Genomic DNA, 14,912 nt, shown 5'->3' with positions numbered 1-14,912 from the left:
AAGGTGGTTTCATGTTGCGTTTTGTTCTTTCTGCGGCCTTGGGCCTTGCCACGGCATTTCCGGCCCTTGCCAATGACGGCACGCGCCAGATCAGCGGTGCCTTGACCTATAAGGCCAGGATCGCCCTACCGCCGGGGGCCGAGGTGACGGTCGAGGCGAAGGGCCTTTTTGATACGGTTCTGGACAGGGCGCAGTTTGCAACCGAAGGCAAGCAGGTGCCGTTTGATTTTGCCCTGACGGTGCCCAAGGGGATTGGCGGCCAGATCAACGCGATAATCCGTAGCGAGGGGTCGGGCGGTTGGCTCGTGCAAGACGTTTCTTTTGCCGCCGGTACGGATAACGCGGATCTGGGGCCACTTTGGATGGAACAGATGACCCCCCTCGCCTTTGCCACGCGGTTCGACTGTGGGGGCAAGGCCGTTTCTTTCGGCGTTCTGGACGACCGGGCCACCCTGCGGATCGACGGGCAGGATCATGCGATGACGCAAAAGGTTTCCGCCTCGGGCGCGCGATATGTCGGGGGGCCGGACGATCAGATCGAGTTCTGGTCGAAAGGCGATACCGCGATGATGACGGTATCGGGGGAAGATTATCCCGAATGCACGCCTTTTGACGACAACGCCGCGCCCTACCGCGCCCGCGGGAACGAGCCGGGCTGGCATGTGGACATTGGCAAAGACGAGGTCGAGGTCGTCGCGCAATATGGCGAGGTGACCAAGCGTGCGCCCCGCCCCGAGGTGGCGATCGAGGCTGGCGGGTATGTCTTTGACATGCCGCAGATTGCCACCCGCCTGCGGATCGAGGATGGCCTGTGCCACGACGACATGAGCGGCATGCCCTATCCGCAGCGGGCAGTTCTGACGCTTGAGGGGGCCGAGTATCGCGGCTGTGCCGGTGAGGCGCGGGATCTTTTGACCGGCACGGCATGGCACATCGAGGATGTCATGGGCGGCGGCGTGATTGACGGGGCCGAGGTCACGATCGGTTTCGATGCCGAGGGACGTACCTTTGGCCGGGCGGCCTGCAACCGGTTTTCGGGTGGCTATGACTTGACGGGCGAGGGGATTTCCTTTGGCCCGATGGCCGCGACCAAGATGGCCTGCCCACCCGCCTTGATGGATCTTGAAACCAAGGTTTTCGAGGCCCTGTCGCAGGTTTGGCGCTTTGATTTCGATGAGACCGGGGCGCTTTTGCTGATCGGCGGGCCCGAGGGCGAGGCGCTTTTGACCGCACGGCGGTAGGCGCGCTTCTCAGGCCTCGCGGCCTTCTTTGCGAAGTCCGGCAGGGGCGGGCGCATTGGGTCAGGCGATCCAGCCAAGCCCGTCTTCGGTGCGGGCCTTGGGGGTATATTCGCCGCTGACCCAGCCGTCGTAGCCCTCGGCGTCCAGTCTCGCGAAAAACGCCGGGGTGTCGATTTCACCCTCATCGGGTTCGTGCCTGCCGGGCTGGCCTGCCACCTGCACATGCGCGGCGCGGGCCCCGTGCCTGGCCCATGTGCCCATGACGTCGCCGGTGATGCGATGCGCGTGGTAGGCATCGAATTGCAGGGCAAGGCCGGGGGCGTTCAGGCTGTCCAGTATCCCGGCGGCCTGATCGAAATCGTTCAGGAAATAACCGGGGATATCGTGGGGGTTGATCGGTTCGATGGTCAGGGGTTGGCCCCCGGCCTGCCCCGCCGCCCATGCAAGGTTTTCAAGGAAGGTGTCATGCGCCTTTGGCCCATGGGCCAGCCCGGCCATGATATGGATGCGGGCGGCTTGCAGGTGGTGGGCCATCTCAAGCGCCTGGGCAAACTCGGCCCGAAACCGCGCCTCCTGCCCGGGGATAGCCGCCACACCGCGCCCGCCGGTACCCCAATCCGGCGCGGGGGTGTTGATCAGCACCACGGGCAGGCCCGCCTTGCCCAGCGCCCTGGGCCAATCGGGCAGGGCATAGGGAAACAGCACCTCGACACCTTCAAAGCCCGCATCCCGCGCGGCCATGGCCCGCCCCGCCACGGGCCGCTCGGTAAAAAGCAGTGTCAGGTTGGCGGCAAAGCGTGGCACCGGGGGTCAGTCGGGCAGCTCGGACGAGGGGATGATGCGAAAGAACTCGCCCCCCGACCACAGGCCGAACCAGCCCTCCACATGCGCGCCGATTTCAACCAGCCGGTAAAAGCTTTTGCGGTCGATCAACGCCTCAAGGTTGTCGCGGACGAGGACATAGGGCGACGGCTCGCCGGTTTCCGCGTCGCGTTCCACCCGGATGGGGTTGTCCGGCCCGGCGACCATGCGGTCACCGACGTTGGTTTCAAACACCAACTCTTGTGCCTGCCCCTCGCCCTCGGCTTCGAAATCCACGGCGACGAAGGGCGCGTCATCGACGGTGATTCCCACCTTTTCAACGGGGGTGACGAGGAAATACCTGTCATCGTCTTTCCGCAGAATGGTGGAAAACAGCCGAACAAGCTCGGGCCGCCCAATCGGTGTGCCAAGGTAAAACCACGTGCCATCGCGGGCGATGCGCATGTCCAAATCCCCGCAAAACGGCGGATTCCACTGGTGCACAGGCGGCAGGCCCTTGCCTTGGGCGGCGCGGGCGGCCTCGGCTATGCTTTCGGCTGACGGGGTCGTGATCGTGTCTTTGCTCATTGCTTTTGCCATTTCCATCTCGCGCGATACACTCGTGGGGAAGGATATAGATCACAGGAGGGTTTTGCCATGTCCGATGACGCCGATCTTTTGGCCGGGCTTGAGGCGCTTGAAGGAAAGCTGGCGCAGGCGCGCGCCTCGATCACCCGCCGGTTCATCGGGCAGGAACGGGTGGTGGACCTGTCGCTTTCGGCGCTCTTGTCGGGGGGTCATGGGTTGTTGATCGGCTTGCCGGGCTTGGGCAAGACGCGGTTGGTGGAAACCCTTTCAACGGTCATGGGCCTTGATGCCAACCGGGTGCAATTCACCCCCGATCTGATGCCCGCCGATATCCTCGGCTCGGAAGTTCTGGAATCCGGGGCCGATGGCACGCGGGAGTTCAAGTTCATCCCCGGCCCGATTTTCTGCCAGCTTCTGATGGCCGATGAGATCAACCGCGCATCGCCCCGGACGCAATCGGCGCTGTTGCAGGCGATGCAGGAACGGCAGGTGACGGTCGCCGGGCAAGACCGCCCGCTGACCCCGCCCTTCCACGTGCTGGCCACGCAAAACCCGATTGAGCAGGAGGGCACCTATCCCTTGCCCGAGGCACAGCTTGACCGTTTCCTGGTGCAGATTGACGTGCCCTATCCCGACCGCGACACCGAACGCGATATCCTGCTGGCCACCACCGGGGCCGAGGAAGACGAGGCGCATCAGGTTTTCACGCCGGAAGAATTGATCGCGGCGCAGGGGATGTTGCGCCGGATGCCCGTGGGCGAAGGCGTGATGGAGGCGATTCTGGATCTGGTCCGCGCCTTCCGCCCTGAAGACCCGACCGCGCCCGAGGCGGTGCGCGCCTCGGTGGCATGGGGGCCGGGGCCGCGCGCCGCGCAGGCGCTTATGCTGACCTGCCGGGCGCGGGCCATGTTGCAGGGGCGTTTGGCGCCTGACATTGATGACGTGGCCGCCATGGCGCAGCCGGTGCTGGTGCACCGCATGGCGCTAAGCTTCGCGGCGCGGGCGCGGGGCGAAAGCCTTGATTCGCTGATTGCCGATACGGTGGCGCAGATCGCCCGCACCGAGGCCGCCGCGTGACCCAAACCGCCCCCCTACGCCCAAGGGCCGAGGCCGAGGCCGCCGCCCTTCCCCCGCTGCTGGCCCGGGCCGAGCATTTGGCCGGGGCTGTTCTGCTGGGCGAACATGGCCGCAGGCGGGCAGGCGTTGGCGATGATTTCTGGCAATACCGCCCGATGCAGCCGGGCGATTCGCGCCGGATGATTGATTGGCGGCGCTCGGCCAAGTCCGACACGCAGTTCATCAAGCAACGCGAATGGCAGATTGCCCAAAGCGTGATGCTTTGGGTGGATCACGCCGCCTCGATGCGGTTTGCCTCGGACGACGGGGTGCCGCAAAAAGCCGACCGCGCGCGGCTTCTGGCCCTTGCCACCGCGATTTTGCTGAACCGCGCGGGCGAACGCGTGGGTCTTTCCGGCAGTGACCTGCCGCCGCGCCGGGGGCAGGTGCAGATCACCCGCCTGACCGAGGCCCTGACGCAAGAGGATGAGGATGCCCCGGATTACGGCGCGCCGGAGTTGCGGGGGATGTTGCCCCATTCCCGCGCGCTTTTCCTGTCGGATTTCATGGGGCCAATGGAGGGCGTGCGCGCCGCGCTGACCAAGGCCGCCGATAGGGGTATTCGCGGCGTTGTCCTGCAGGTTCTGGACCCTGCCGAGGAATCCTTTCCCTATCGCGGGCGGACGATTTTCGAATCCATCGGCGGAAGTTTAAGCCATGAAACGCTGAAGGCGTCAGAGTTGCGCGACCGGTATCTTGAACGGCTGGCCGAACGGAAGGCCGAGTTGCAGGAACTTTGCGCCGCGACGGGCTGGCACTATGGGGTGCACCACACCTCGGAGTCGGCGCAATCGGCATTGTTGTGGCTCTATTCCGCCTTTGAACGGGGGGCCGCGCGATGATGCTTGGACCCATCGGATTTACCGTGCCTTGGCTTTTGGTGGCGCTGGCGGCGCTGCCGATCCTGTGGCTGATCCTGCGCGCGGTGCCGCCCGCGCCCATCCGCCGCCGGTTTCCCGGCGTGGCGCTTTTGCTGGGCCTGCGCGACGACGACAGCGTCACCGACCGGACGCCGTGGTGGCTGTTGCTTTTGCGGATGCTGGCGGTGGCGGCGATTATCATCGGGCTGGCAGGCCCCGTTCTGAACCCCCGCGCCGAGGGTGACGAGGCCCGCACCGGGCCGCTTTTGATCGTGCTGGATGCCTCATGGGCCAGCGGGCGGGATTGGCCCGCGCAGTCGGATTTGCTGGACTCGATGCTGGCCGAAGCGGGGCGCGCGGCGCGGCCCGTGGTCCTGTTGCGCCTGTCCGCGCCCGAGCCTGCGGCCTTTCAGGCCGCAGAGGCATGGCGCACACGGTTGACCGGGCTGGCCCCCAACCCCTGGGCGCCCGATATGGAAGGCGCGGTCGCGCTTTTGCCCGATGGTGATTTTGAAACCCGCTGGTTCTCGGACGGGTTGGCGCGTGAGGGGCGCGAAGATTTGCTTGCGGCGCTGGAGGCGCGCGGTGCGGTGACAGTGCATGAAAGCCCCGCGCCCACCTTCGCGCTGCGCCCTGCCGTGATGGCCGACGGGATCGTCGAACTGACCGCCCTGCGCGCCCGCCCCGGTGCGGCGCGCGAGGTGACGGTCGAGGCGCATGGCCGCGATCCGCAGGGCATCAGCCGCCTTTTGGCCACCCTGCCGCTTACCTTTGCCGAGGGCGAGGTGCAGGCCACGGGCGACCTTTCCCTGCCCGCCGAATTGCGCGCCCGCCTGACCCGGTTCGAGATCGCGGGTCAAGCGCAGGCCGGGGCCGTAAGCCTGACCGACGACAGCCTGAAACGGCGCGAGGTGGCCCTGATTGCCGGGCGCGAGGACCGCGAGGGGTTAGAGCTTCTGTCGCCCCTGCATTACCTTGAACAGGCGCTTGCGCCCTCGGCGGACATGCTGGACGGGGCGCTATTGGATATCCTGCCCGCCAACCCGGATGTGATCGCGCTGGCCGATGTGGCCACGCTGGCCCCGGCCGAGCAAGAGGCGCTGTTGGAGTGGACGGAAAGCGGCGGGATGCTGTTGCGCTTTGCCGGGCCGCGATTGGCGGCCTCGGATGTTTCCCGCGATGCGGAGGCCCCGTTGATGCCCGTGCGCCTGCGCGCGGGCGGGCGCAGCGTGGGCGGCGCGATGTCCTGGGGCGAACCCAAGGCGCTTGCCCCCTTCACCGAGGACAGCCCGTTTTTCGGCCTGTCGATCCCCGACGACGTGAGCGTGACCGCGCAGGTCATGGCACAGCCCGACCCGACGCTGGCCGCCCGCGTGATCGCGCAGCTTAGCGATGGCACACCGCTGGTCACCCGCAAACAGGTGGGATCGGGGCAGGTGGTCCTGTTCCATGTCACCGCCAATGCCGAATGGTCCAGCCTGCCCTTGTCGGGGCTGTTCGTTCAAATGCTTGAGCGGCTGGCGGTTTCGTCGGTGGTGGCCAAGCCCGATGCCGCGGAACTGCAAGGCACAACATGGCAACCGGCACAGGTTCTGGACGGCTTCGGCCGGTTGCAGGATGCCGGCACCCTGCCCGGCGTGGCCGGTGAGGCCCTGATCGACCCGCAACTGGGGCCGGACTTGCAGCCCGGCCTGTACGACGGCCCGGATCGTCGGCTGGCCCTCAATGTCACCACGCCCGAAACCGCGCTTAACCCCATGGCATGGCCCGCCCGCGTGCCGGTTGAGGGGCTGGCGCGGCCACCCGAGGCCCCGCTTGGCGGGTGGCTTCTGGGCCTTGCGATGCTTCTGTTGATGGGCGACATCATCGCCTCGCTGGCCTTGTCGGGGCGGTTGATGCCCACGCGGGCGACGGCGGTGTTACTGGCCGGTTTGGTCCTGACCAACGCGCCGATGGCCAAGGCGCAGGACGGGACGGACAAGGCCCTCGCCGCCGCCTCGGAGGTGGTTCTGGCCCATGTCCTGACCGGCGATTCCCAATTGGACGACACCGCGAACGCGGGCCTGCGCGGCCTGAGCGAGACCCTGTTCTTCCGCACCTCGGTGGAACCCGACGACCCCATCGGCGTGAACTTGGAAACCGATGAACTGGCGCTTTACCCGCTGCTCTATTGGCCCATCACCCCCGATCAGCCGATCCCGTCGGACGCGGCCTACGCCAAGCTCAACACCTACCTGCGCACCGGCGGGATGATCCTGTTCGATACCCGCGATGCCAATGTCGCGGGCTTCGGGGCATCCTCGCCCAATGGGCAGATGCTGCAACGCCTGGCGCAACCCCTGGACATTCCGCCGCTGGAACCCGTTCCCGACGATCACGTCCTGACCCGCACCTTCTACCTTTTGCAGGATTTCCCGGGCCGCCACACCGGGCGCTCCATCTGGGTTGAGGCCGCCCCGCCCGATGCCGAACAGGTCGAGGGCATGCCCTTTCGCAACCTCAACGACAACGTGACCCCCGTGGTGATCGGCGGCAACGATTGGGCCGCCGCCTGGGCCATGGATGACCGCGGCAATCCGATGTTCCCGGTGGGGCGTGGCTTTGCCGGGGAGCGGCAGCGCGAACTGTCCTATCGCTTCGGGGTGAACCTTGTGATGCATGTCCTGACGGGCAATTACAAATCCGATCAAGTGCATGTTCCCGCACTACTGGATAGGCTTGGCCAATGACCTCGACGATTGTCTTCGATCCGCTGTTGCCCTGGGCGCTGATTGCCGTGCTGGCCGGTATGATGCTGGCCGGGCTGGCGCTGGCGCTGTGGCGGGGGCTGTCGGGCTGGGCGCTTCGGGGGCTGGCCGGTTTGGTCATCCTCGCGGCGCTGATGGGGCCGGTTTACCAACAAGAGGATCGCGCGGCCCTGTCGGATATCGTGCTGCTGCTGGAAGACGAAAGCGCCAGCCAGGGGCTTTCCGACCGAAGCGCGCTGACAACCGACGCGGCGCAGGAGCTGGAAAACCGCCTGACCGCGCGCCCCAATACCGAGGTGCGGCGGATCACCGTGCCGGACGGTCAGGACAACACCGGCACACAGGCCATGACCGCCCTTGCCCAAGCCCTGGCCGAAGAGCCCCGGGGCCGGATCGCCGGGGCGATCCTTCTGTCCGATGGCCGGGTGCATGATGTGGAGCGCGCGCCGGATATGCCCGCCCCCCTGCACCTTCTGCACACCGGGCGCGAGGGCGATTGGGATCGCAAGCTGACCATCGAGAACGCCCCCGCCTTCGCCATTCTTGATGAAGAAGTCACCATGACCCTGACCATCCGCGATGAGGGCGCCGCACCACAAGGGGTTGAAGACGTCCCGCTTGATGTCGCCATTGATGGCGAGGCGCCGCAGCGGTTCAGCGTGCCACTCAATCGCGAGATCGAACTGCCGATCACCCTGCCGCATGGCGGGCGCAATGTGCTGGAATTCACAACGCCCTTTGCGACAGGTGAGTTGACCGACCGCAACAACACCGCGCTGGTGCAGATCAACGGCGTGCGCGACAGGCTGTCGGTGTTGCTGGTCTCGGGGGAGCCGCACCCGGGCGGGCGGACGTGGCGCAACCTGCTGAAATCCGACAGTTCCGTCGACCTGGTGCATTTCACCATCCTGCGCCCGCCGGAAAAACAGGACGGCGTGCCGGTGCGGGAACTTTCGCTGATCGCCTTTCCAACGCGCGAGTTGTTCCTTGAAAAGATCGAGGATTTCGACCTGATCATTTTCGACCGCTACAAGCGGCGGGGCATCCTGCCCTCGCTTTATCTGGATAACGTGCGTAATTACGTGGAAACCGGCGGCGCGGTCCTGATCGCCGCAGGCCCGGATTTCGCCAGCGCCGACAGCCTGTATCGCACACCGATCGAATCGATCGTGCCCGCCCGCCCCACGGCGCGGGTGCTGGGCGAACGCTTCCGCCCCGAGGTCACGGACCTTGGCGAACGTCACCCGGTCACCGCCGGGTTGGACCGCGTGTTCGAAGGTGAATGGGGCCGCTGGATGCGGCAGATCGAGGTCAACCAGACCTCGGGCGATGTGGTGATGACGGGTCAGGATGACCGCCCGCTTCTGGTGCTGGACCGGGTGGGCGAAGGGCGCATCGCGCTTCTGGCCTCGGATCATGCGTGGCTTTGGAACCGGGGGTTCGAAGGCGGCGGGCCACAGTTGGAATTGCTGCGCCGCTTGGCCCATTGGATGATGAAGGAACCCGAGCTTGAGGAAGAGGCGCTTTGGGCCGAGGCCACCGGCCAGCAGATGCGGATTATCCGCCGGTCGCTATCGGAAGAGGTGGGGCCTGTGACCATCACCACGCCGTCGGGCGAGGTGATAGAGCGCGATTTGCAAGAGGTCAGCCCGGGGCGCTTCGAGGTGCTTTTTGACGGTCCTGAAATCGGGCTTTATCGACTGGAGAACGGCGAGCATTTCGCCGTGATCGGCCTTGGCCCGGCAGCGCCCGTGGAGTTCGAGGAAACCATCGCCAGCGCCGCGCCGCTCTCGGAAGTGCTTGAGGCCACCAATGGCGGCGCGAAACCCTTGGCCGAGGGCCTGCCACGTATTCGCGAGGTCAACCCGGGCCGCCCGGCCTCGGGGCGCGGCTGGATCGGGATCACCCCGCGCGGCGCTTATGAAACGCTCAGCGTCACGCAAACGGCGCTTTTGCCTGCGTGGCTGGTCCTGCTTTTGGCGGCGGGCCTGATTACCGCCGGATGGCTGCGCGAGGGGCGGCGCGCCTAACGGTCGCAATACCGGCGGCCACCTGCGCGCGGCGCATGGTCATGGTTTGAGGGCATCACCGGGCCCCCGGCGCGATCCGGATTGCCCCTGCTCCTGCCCGCCCCGCGTTCGGGAACGCAAAGACACCCCGTGCCGCATCCGCCCACCACATTGCAAGGCTTGGTCCTGCCGACCTCGTGCACGCCTTGGTGCGGGGGCCTGCCCGGCCCCAGAATATGCCGAAAAATTCGTTGCAGCAATCTGCCGCTCCTGTCTGCTCGATGTATGACATTCGGCAGCTTGGCGGTCGGACGTTAATATCGGGTTTCGCGGCAGATGTTTCGTACGACTCGTACGCTCGGCGTTCGGCGCCCCGCGATTTTCGTACGAAACTCGGGGGTACTCCGTACGACTCGTACGATTTTTCAGTCGGGCATATCCGCCTGCGCCGCAGCCTCTTCCGCCAACATCAGCACCGCGCGGGAATGCGAAGCAAACTCGCGCCGCAAAAGCACAAGACAGGTGAAGATCACAGCACCGATCAAGGCCCCAGCCCCCAACAGCCAAACAGTTGATGCCAAAGCGAAATACGTGGATCGCAGACCCCGGTTAAAGCTTTTGGCCGCGGTGATATTGATCTCGCCCGCCTTGCGGGCGCGCGGCAGGCCCTTGGGGTGATCGGGGTCATTGGGCACCGCGGCCATCAGCACGGCGCAATAGCCGAAAAGGCGATTGGACCAGACGAATTTCAGGAAGGCGCTGGACAGAAAAATAAGCAAAACCAGTACCTTAACCTCCCACACGATGGCGGGGTCGCTATCCAGCGTCAGGTCCGATGCGACACCGATGAAGCGCTCCATATTGCCCAGAAGCGCAAGGCTGCCGCCGATGGCGATCATGGTGGCCGAGGCGAAAAAGGCCGTTCCCTGACGCAATGAGCTAAGGATCTGGGCATCGAAAATCCGCGGATCGCGCGAGATCATCTGCACCATCCATTCGCGCCTGTACTGCGCCATCAGCACCGAAACCGAAGGACGGTTTTTCGGTGGATTTTCAACCGCCAAGCCGATTACAATCCATGACGTCAGCAGCAATCCCACGGCTACGACATCAAGATTTGAGAACAAGGCAACGCGGTCCATCCAATCCATGATGCGACGATAGCGCGCCTGACCTGAACTTGCCAGATCGGTAAATTGGTTATATTTCATGACCAATAAGGAGGGTCCGCCCATGGAAATGCCCCGGCCCAACCCGGCCATCCTGTCACGCAAGGCAGAATTGATCGAAAAATTACAAGGGGTTATGCCCTCCGACGCGGTAATCTCCGACCCGATGGAAACCCGCGCCTACGAATGTGACGCGCTGACCGCTTACAAATGCGCGCCCATGGCGGTGGTTTTGCCCGGCTCAACGCAGGAAGTTTCAGAGGCCTTGCGGATATGCCACGACATGGGCGTGCCGGTGGTTCCGCGCGGTGCGGGCACGTCCTTGGCGGGGGGCGTTTTGCCGACCGAGGATAGTGTTATTCTTGGGGTGTCGCGCCTGACGGATGTTCTGGAGGCAGATTACGACAACCGTTTCGTCCGGGTGCAAACGGGGCGCACGAACCTGTCGGTGACCGGCGCGGTGGAAGAACAGGGGTTCTTCTATGCGCCTGACCCGTCCAGCCAACTGGCCTGTGCCATTGCCGGGAATATCGCGATGAATTCCGGCGGGGCGCATTGCCTGAAATACGGGGTGACCACCAACAACCTTATGGGTGTAACCCTTGTGCAGATGGATGGCACCATCCTTGAGCTGGGCGGCGCGCATATGGATGCGGGCGGTTATGACCTGTTGGGCGTTGTTTGCGGCTCGGAAGGGCAGCTTGGCATCGTGACCGAAGCCACCCTGCGCATCCTGCCCAAGCCCGAAGGCGCGCGGCCCGTGCTGATGGGCTATGACAACAACGAGGTGGCCGGGCAGGCGGTTTCGGACATCATCAAGGCCGGGGTTTTGCCGGTGGCGATCGAATTCATGGACCGCCCCTGCATCCGCGCCTGTGAGGCCTTTGCCAAGGCGGGCTATCCCGATTGCGAGGCGCTTTTGATTGTCGAAGTCGAAGGCAGCGAAGCCGAGATCGACGAACAGTTAGAGACCATCATGGAGATTGCCCAAACTCACAACCCCGTGGAACTGCGCCAAAGCACCAGCGCCGAGGAAAGCGCGCGCATATGGCTGGGCCGGAAATCGGCCTTTGGGGCGATGGGGCAGATCAATGACTACATGTGCCTTGATGGCACGATCCCGGTGAGCCAACTGCCTTTCGTGCTGCGCCGGATCGGCGAGTTGTCGGAAGAGTTCGGCCTTGATGTGGCCAATGTATTCCACGCGGGCGACGGCAATATGCACCCCTTGATCCTGTATAACGCCAACACCCCCGGCGACCTTGAGAAATGCGAGGCTTTGGGGGCCGAGATCCTGAAACTCTGTGTCGAGGCAGGCGGCTGCCTGACCGGGGAGCATGGCGTGGGCATTGAGAAACGCGACCTGATGCTGGACCAATACGCGCCCGAGGATCTGGATATCCAGATGGCGGTGAAAGATGTGTTCGACCCTCGGTGGTTGCTCAACCCGGCCAAGGTTTTCCCGCTGGCCACCAGCGAAGCGCGCCGGATCGCGGCCGAGTGATTTTGGAAAGAGTGACCATGCTGACACCCCAAAGCGAAGCAGAGCTATCCGAGATCGTGACCGGGGCCAAAGCCCCCTTGCGCATCATCGGCGGCGGCACGCGGCCTATCGGAACACCCCAGGCCGGCGATACCCTGTCGACCGCGGGGCTGAGCGGGGTCACCCTTTATGAGCCCGGGGCCCTGACCCTTGTGGCACAGGCGGGAACACCGGTTGAGGAGGTCGAGGCCGCTTTGGCCAAGGAGGGCCAGAGGCTGGCTTTTGAGCCGATGGATCATCGCGGGCTTCTGGGCACCAGCGGAACGCCGACGATTGGCGGCGTGGTGGCTGGCAATATCTCGGGGCCAAGGCGGGTATCCTCGGTGGGGGCCTGCCGCGATAGCCTTTTGGGCGTGCGGTTCGTCGATGGCATGGGCCGTATTCTGAAGAATGGCGGGCGGGTTATGAAGAACGTCACCGGCTATGATCTGAACAAACTGATGTGTGGATCATGGGGCACGCTGGGTGTGCTGAGCGAAGTGGCCCTGAAGGTACTGCCGCAGACCCATTGCACCGGGGGCCTTGTGATCGAGGGGCTTTCGGATGACGAGGCGGTCAAGGTCTTGTCGCGGGCGCTTGCCACCCCGTTCGAGGTGACAGGCGCCGCGCATTTTCAAAAGGGTCCAGACGGCACGCCGGTCACGATGATTCGCGTCGAAGGGTCGGATGCCTCGGTGCGGTATCGCACCGGTGAATTGGAACGGCTGTTGTCGGATACCGGGACGGTGCGGATTGAACCCGATGCCGGGCGCAATTCGGCGGATTGGCAGGCCGTCCGGGATGTCGCGCCGTTTCATGGCACCCAAGGCGATGTCTGGAAACTGTCGGTGAAACCTTCGGATGCGCCCGGCATCGTGGCCCGGATCGACGGGGGCGAGGCGCTTTACGACTGGGGCGGTGGCCTTGTCTGGCTGCAGGTTCCCCAAGGCCGTCAGGCCGAGGCCATCCGCGCCGCCGTGGACGAAAAGGGCGGCCATGCCACGCTTGTCCGGGGCCGCAATGCCGTGGCCACCTTTCACCCGCCAAAGCCGGGTGTGGAGGCGATTGAAGCGGGGCTGCGCCAGAGGTTCGATCCCAAGGGGGTGTTCAATCCGGGCCTGATGGGGCGCGTCGCATGAACCTTTGGGTCATCTTTGCCGTTGTGTTTCTGGGCGGGCCAGCCGCCTTTTTGCTGTTATCGCGGCGGACGGCGACGCGCGGGTACATGATAACCGTTTGGGCCATGACGATTGGCCTGATGGCCTTGGCCTACGGGGCCTTGAATTACGGTGCGATGCTGTCGTTGTCCGGGGCCCATATCGGGCTTTTGGTCATACTCTGTTACTGGATGGCGTGGATTTGCATGCTGACCCTGATCATGCTGGCGGTGCGGCGGCAGGTCACCTCGGCCAATGCACATCGCGCGGCTTTTGCCATTGGCGCAATGGCGACAACCCTGCCCTGGTTCGGGCTTTACGCGGCAACAATGGTGGCGGACTAGATGAAAACGGAATTCACCGCAGAACAGTTGAAAGACCCAAGTATCGAACGGTCGAACCAGATTTTGCGCAGCTGTGTGCATTGCGGGTTTTGCACCGCCACCTGCCCCACCTATCAGGTTCTGGGCGATGAGTTGGACAGCCCCCGGGGCCGCATTTACCTGATCAAGGATATGCTGGAAAACAACCGGGTGCCGGATGCCAAGACAGTCAAGCATATCGACCGGTGCCTGTCCTGCCTTGCCTGCATGACGACCTGTCCGTCGGGCGTGCATTACATGCATCTGGTGGATCACGCGCGGGAATATATCGAAGAGCGCTACAAGCGGCCCGTGGGGGAGCGCGCCTTGCGGTGGATCCTGTCGAAGATCCTGCCCTATCCGGGGCGGTTTCGCTTGGCGCTTCTGGGGGCCAAGATCGGGCGGCCTTTTGCGTTCCTGATGCCGGATGCGCGGTTGAAGGCGATGTTGGAAATGGCCCCGAAACAGGTGCCGCCGGTATCGCGCAACGACGATCCGCAGGCTTTTGCGCCAAAGGGAGAAAAGCGCAAGCGCGTGGCCCTGATGACGGGGTGTGCGCAAAGGGCGCTGAACACCGATATCAACGATGCCACCATTCGCCTTTTGACCCGGTTGGGGTGCGAGGTGGTCGTGGCCGAAGGCGCGGGCTGTTGCGGGGCGCTGACCCATCACATGGGCAAGACGCGGGAAAGCCACGGCACCGCGGCCAAGAATATTCGCGCATGGGCCGCCGAGATGGATGGCGAGGGGTTGGATGCCATCGTGATCAACACCTCGGGCTGTGGCACGACGGTGAAGGATTACGGCCATATGTTCCGCAACGAAGCTTTGGCCGAGGATGCCGCGCGGGTGTCGGGCATTGCCATGGATATCAGCGAATTGCTGATGCAACTGGACCTGCCCGAAGGCGCGGCCAAGGATCGGGTGGTGGCCTATCACGCGGCCTGTTCGTTGCAGCATGGCCAGCAGATCAAGACCTATCCGAAGGACCTGCTGAAACGGGCGGGCTTTGCCGTGGTGGAACCGGCCGACAGCCATCTGTGCTGTGGCAGTGCGGGCACCTACAACCTGATGCAGCCGGAGATTTCCAAGCAACTCAAGGCGCGAAAGATCGAAACGCTTGAGGCGAAAGGCCCCGATATCATCGCGGCGGGCAACATTGGCTGCATGATTCAAATCGGCTCGGGCACCGGGGTGCCGGTGGTGCATACCGTCGAGTTGTTGGATTGGGCCACGGGTGGGCCAAGGCCCCCCGCCCTGAACGCCGATCACAACAGCGCACCGCAAGTGCCCGACCTTGGACGCGCGCCCTAATTTCGCCTAAAAGCGATGATATCCCG

At 64.4% G+C, this 14,912-nt stretch carries 12 protein-coding genes; 9 read left to right on the top strand and 3 right to left on the bottom strand.

The features are described from left to right. Positions 1-11: 11 nt before the first annotated feature. Positions 12-1,241: an META domain-containing protein gene (locus RBB32_RS04080; RefSeq protein WP_306151401.1), complete on the top strand. Its 1,230-nt coding sequence runs from the start codon at positions 12-14 to the stop codon at positions 1,239-1,241. 60 nt (positions 1,242-1,301) lie between these two features. On the opposite strand, the gene RBB32_RS04075 is transcribed toward RBB32_RS04080, so the two are convergent. Next, positions 1,302-2,045 carry a hydroxypyruvate isomerase family protein gene (locus RBB32_RS04075; protein ID WP_306151400.1) on the bottom strand — a complete coding sequence of 248 codons (744 nt, stop codon included), beginning with the start codon at positions 2,043-2,045 and terminating at the stop codon, positions 1,302-1,304. A gap of 6 nt (positions 2,046-2,051) precedes the next feature. Then, complete coding sequence (locus RBB32_RS04070; protein ID WP_306151399.1) at positions 2,052-2,630, bottom strand: DUF1285 domain-containing protein; 579 nt, start codon at positions 2,628-2,630, stop codon at positions 2,052-2,054. A 69-nt stretch (positions 2,631-2,699) separates the two neighbouring features. Here RBB32_RS04070 and RBB32_RS04065 point away from each other — a divergent pair, with 69 nt between their 5' ends. From RBB32_RS04065 to RBB32_RS04050, 4 genes are read left to right on the top strand one after another with little or no spacing between them, the layout of a single operon-like run. Continuing rightward, on the top strand, positions 2,700-3,707 hold the full coding sequence (locus RBB32_RS04065) for a MoxR family ATPase (RefSeq protein WP_306151398.1): 1,008 nt from the start codon (positions 2,700-2,702) through the stop codon (positions 3,705-3,707). Further along, entirely contained in the window at positions 3,704-4,588 is an 885-nt protein-coding gene (locus tag RBB32_RS04060) for a DUF58 domain-containing protein (RefSeq protein WP_306151397.1), read from the top strand. The genes RBB32_RS04065 and RBB32_RS04060 overlap by 4 nt, the downstream gene beginning before the upstream one ends. After that, entirely contained in the window at positions 4,585-7,335 is a 2,751-nt protein-coding gene (locus RBB32_RS04055; protein WP_306151396.1) for a DUF4159 domain-containing protein, read from the top strand. The genes RBB32_RS04060 and RBB32_RS04055 overlap by 4 nt, the downstream gene beginning before the upstream one ends. Next, positions 7,332-9,383, top strand: coding sequence for a hypothetical protein (locus tag RBB32_RS04050; RefSeq protein ID WP_306151395.1), 2,052 nt, complete (start codon positions 7,332-7,334; stop codon positions 9,381-9,383). Before RBB32_RS04055 ends, RBB32_RS04050 begins: the two co-directional genes overlap by 4 nt. A gap of 404 nt (positions 9,384-9,787) precedes the next feature. On the opposite strand, the gene RBB32_RS04045 is transcribed toward RBB32_RS04050, so the two are convergent. Then, positions 9,788-10,513: a DUF599 domain-containing protein gene (locus RBB32_RS04045; protein WP_306151599.1), complete on the bottom strand. Its 726-nt coding sequence runs from the start codon at positions 10,511-10,513 to the stop codon at positions 9,788-9,790. 82 nt (positions 10,514-10,595) lie between these two features. On the opposite strand from RBB32_RS04045, the gene RBB32_RS04040 reads away from it, so the two are divergent. The 4 genes from RBB32_RS04040 to glcF are packed head-to-tail and all read left to right on the top strand — an operon-like array spanning position 10,596 to position 14,886. Continuing rightward, positions 10,596-12,035 carry an FAD-linked oxidase C-terminal domain-containing protein gene (locus RBB32_RS04040; protein WP_306151598.1) on the top strand — a complete coding sequence of 480 codons (1,440 nt, stop codon included), beginning with the start codon at positions 10,596-10,598 and terminating at the stop codon, positions 12,033-12,035. A 17-nt stretch (positions 12,036-12,052) separates the two neighbouring features. Further along, positions 12,053-13,192 carry an FAD-binding protein gene (locus RBB32_RS04035; RefSeq protein WP_371931011.1) on the top strand — a complete coding sequence of 380 codons (1,140 nt, stop codon included), beginning with the start codon at positions 12,053-12,055 and terminating at the stop codon, positions 13,190-13,192. Continuing rightward, positions 13,189-13,554 carry a hypothetical protein gene (locus RBB32_RS04030; protein WP_306151394.1) on the top strand — a complete coding sequence of 122 codons (366 nt, stop codon included), beginning with the start codon at positions 13,189-13,191 and terminating at the stop codon, positions 13,552-13,554. The genes RBB32_RS04035 and RBB32_RS04030 overlap by 4 nt, the downstream gene beginning before the upstream one ends. Further along, complete coding sequence (glcF, locus tag RBB32_RS04025; protein WP_306151393.1) at positions 13,555-14,886, top strand: glycolate oxidase subunit GlcF; 1,332 nt, start codon at positions 13,555-13,557, stop codon at positions 14,884-14,886. Positions 14,887-14,912 lie beyond the last annotated feature (26 nt).

Origin of the sequence: Roseovarius sp. MMSF_3281 (assembly GCF_030733685.1) — a bacterium.
Classification (GTDB): Bacteria; Pseudomonadota; Alphaproteobacteria; order Rhodobacterales; family Rhodobacteraceae; genus Roseovarius.
The sequence above is the reverse complement of the archived record's forward strand: the minus strand, read 5'-3'. Positions and strand labels throughout refer to the sequence as shown.

Coding starts and splice junctions, on each gene's coding strand:
- glcF (WP_306151393.1), top strand. CDS start 13,555: ATGAAAACGGAATTCACCGCAGAACAGTTGAAAGACCCAAGTATCGAA.
- RBB32_RS04055 (WP_306151396.1), top strand. CDS start 4,585: ATGATGCTTGGACCCATCGGATTTACCGTGCCTTGGCTTTTGGTGGCG.
- RBB32_RS04045 (WP_306151599.1), bottom strand. CDS start 10,513: ATGGATTGGATGGACCGCGTTGCCTTGTTCTCAAATCTTGATGTCGTA.
- RBB32_RS04080 (WP_306151401.1), top strand. CDS start 12: ATGTTGCGTTTTGTTCTTTCTGCGGCCTTGGGCCTTGCCACGGCATTT.
- RBB32_RS04030 (WP_306151394.1), top strand. CDS start 13,189: ATGAACCTTTGGGTCATCTTTGCCGTTGTGTTTCTGGGCGGGCCAGCC.
- RBB32_RS04050 (WP_306151395.1), top strand. CDS start 7,332: ATGACCTCGACGATTGTCTTCGATCCGCTGTTGCCCTGGGCGCTGATT.
- RBB32_RS04065 (WP_306151398.1), top strand. CDS start 2,700: ATGTCCGATGACGCCGATCTTTTGGCCGGGCTTGAGGCGCTTGAAGGA.
- RBB32_RS04035 (WP_371931011.1), top strand. CDS start 12,053: ATGCTGACACCCCAAAGCGAAGCAGAGCTATCCGAGATCGTGACCGGG.
- RBB32_RS04070 (WP_306151399.1), bottom strand. CDS start 2,630: ATGAGCAAAGACACGATCACGACCCCGTCAGCCGAAAGCATAGCCGAG.
- RBB32_RS04040 (WP_306151598.1), top strand. CDS start 10,596: ATGGAAATGCCCCGGCCCAACCCGGCCATCCTGTCACGCAAGGCAGAA.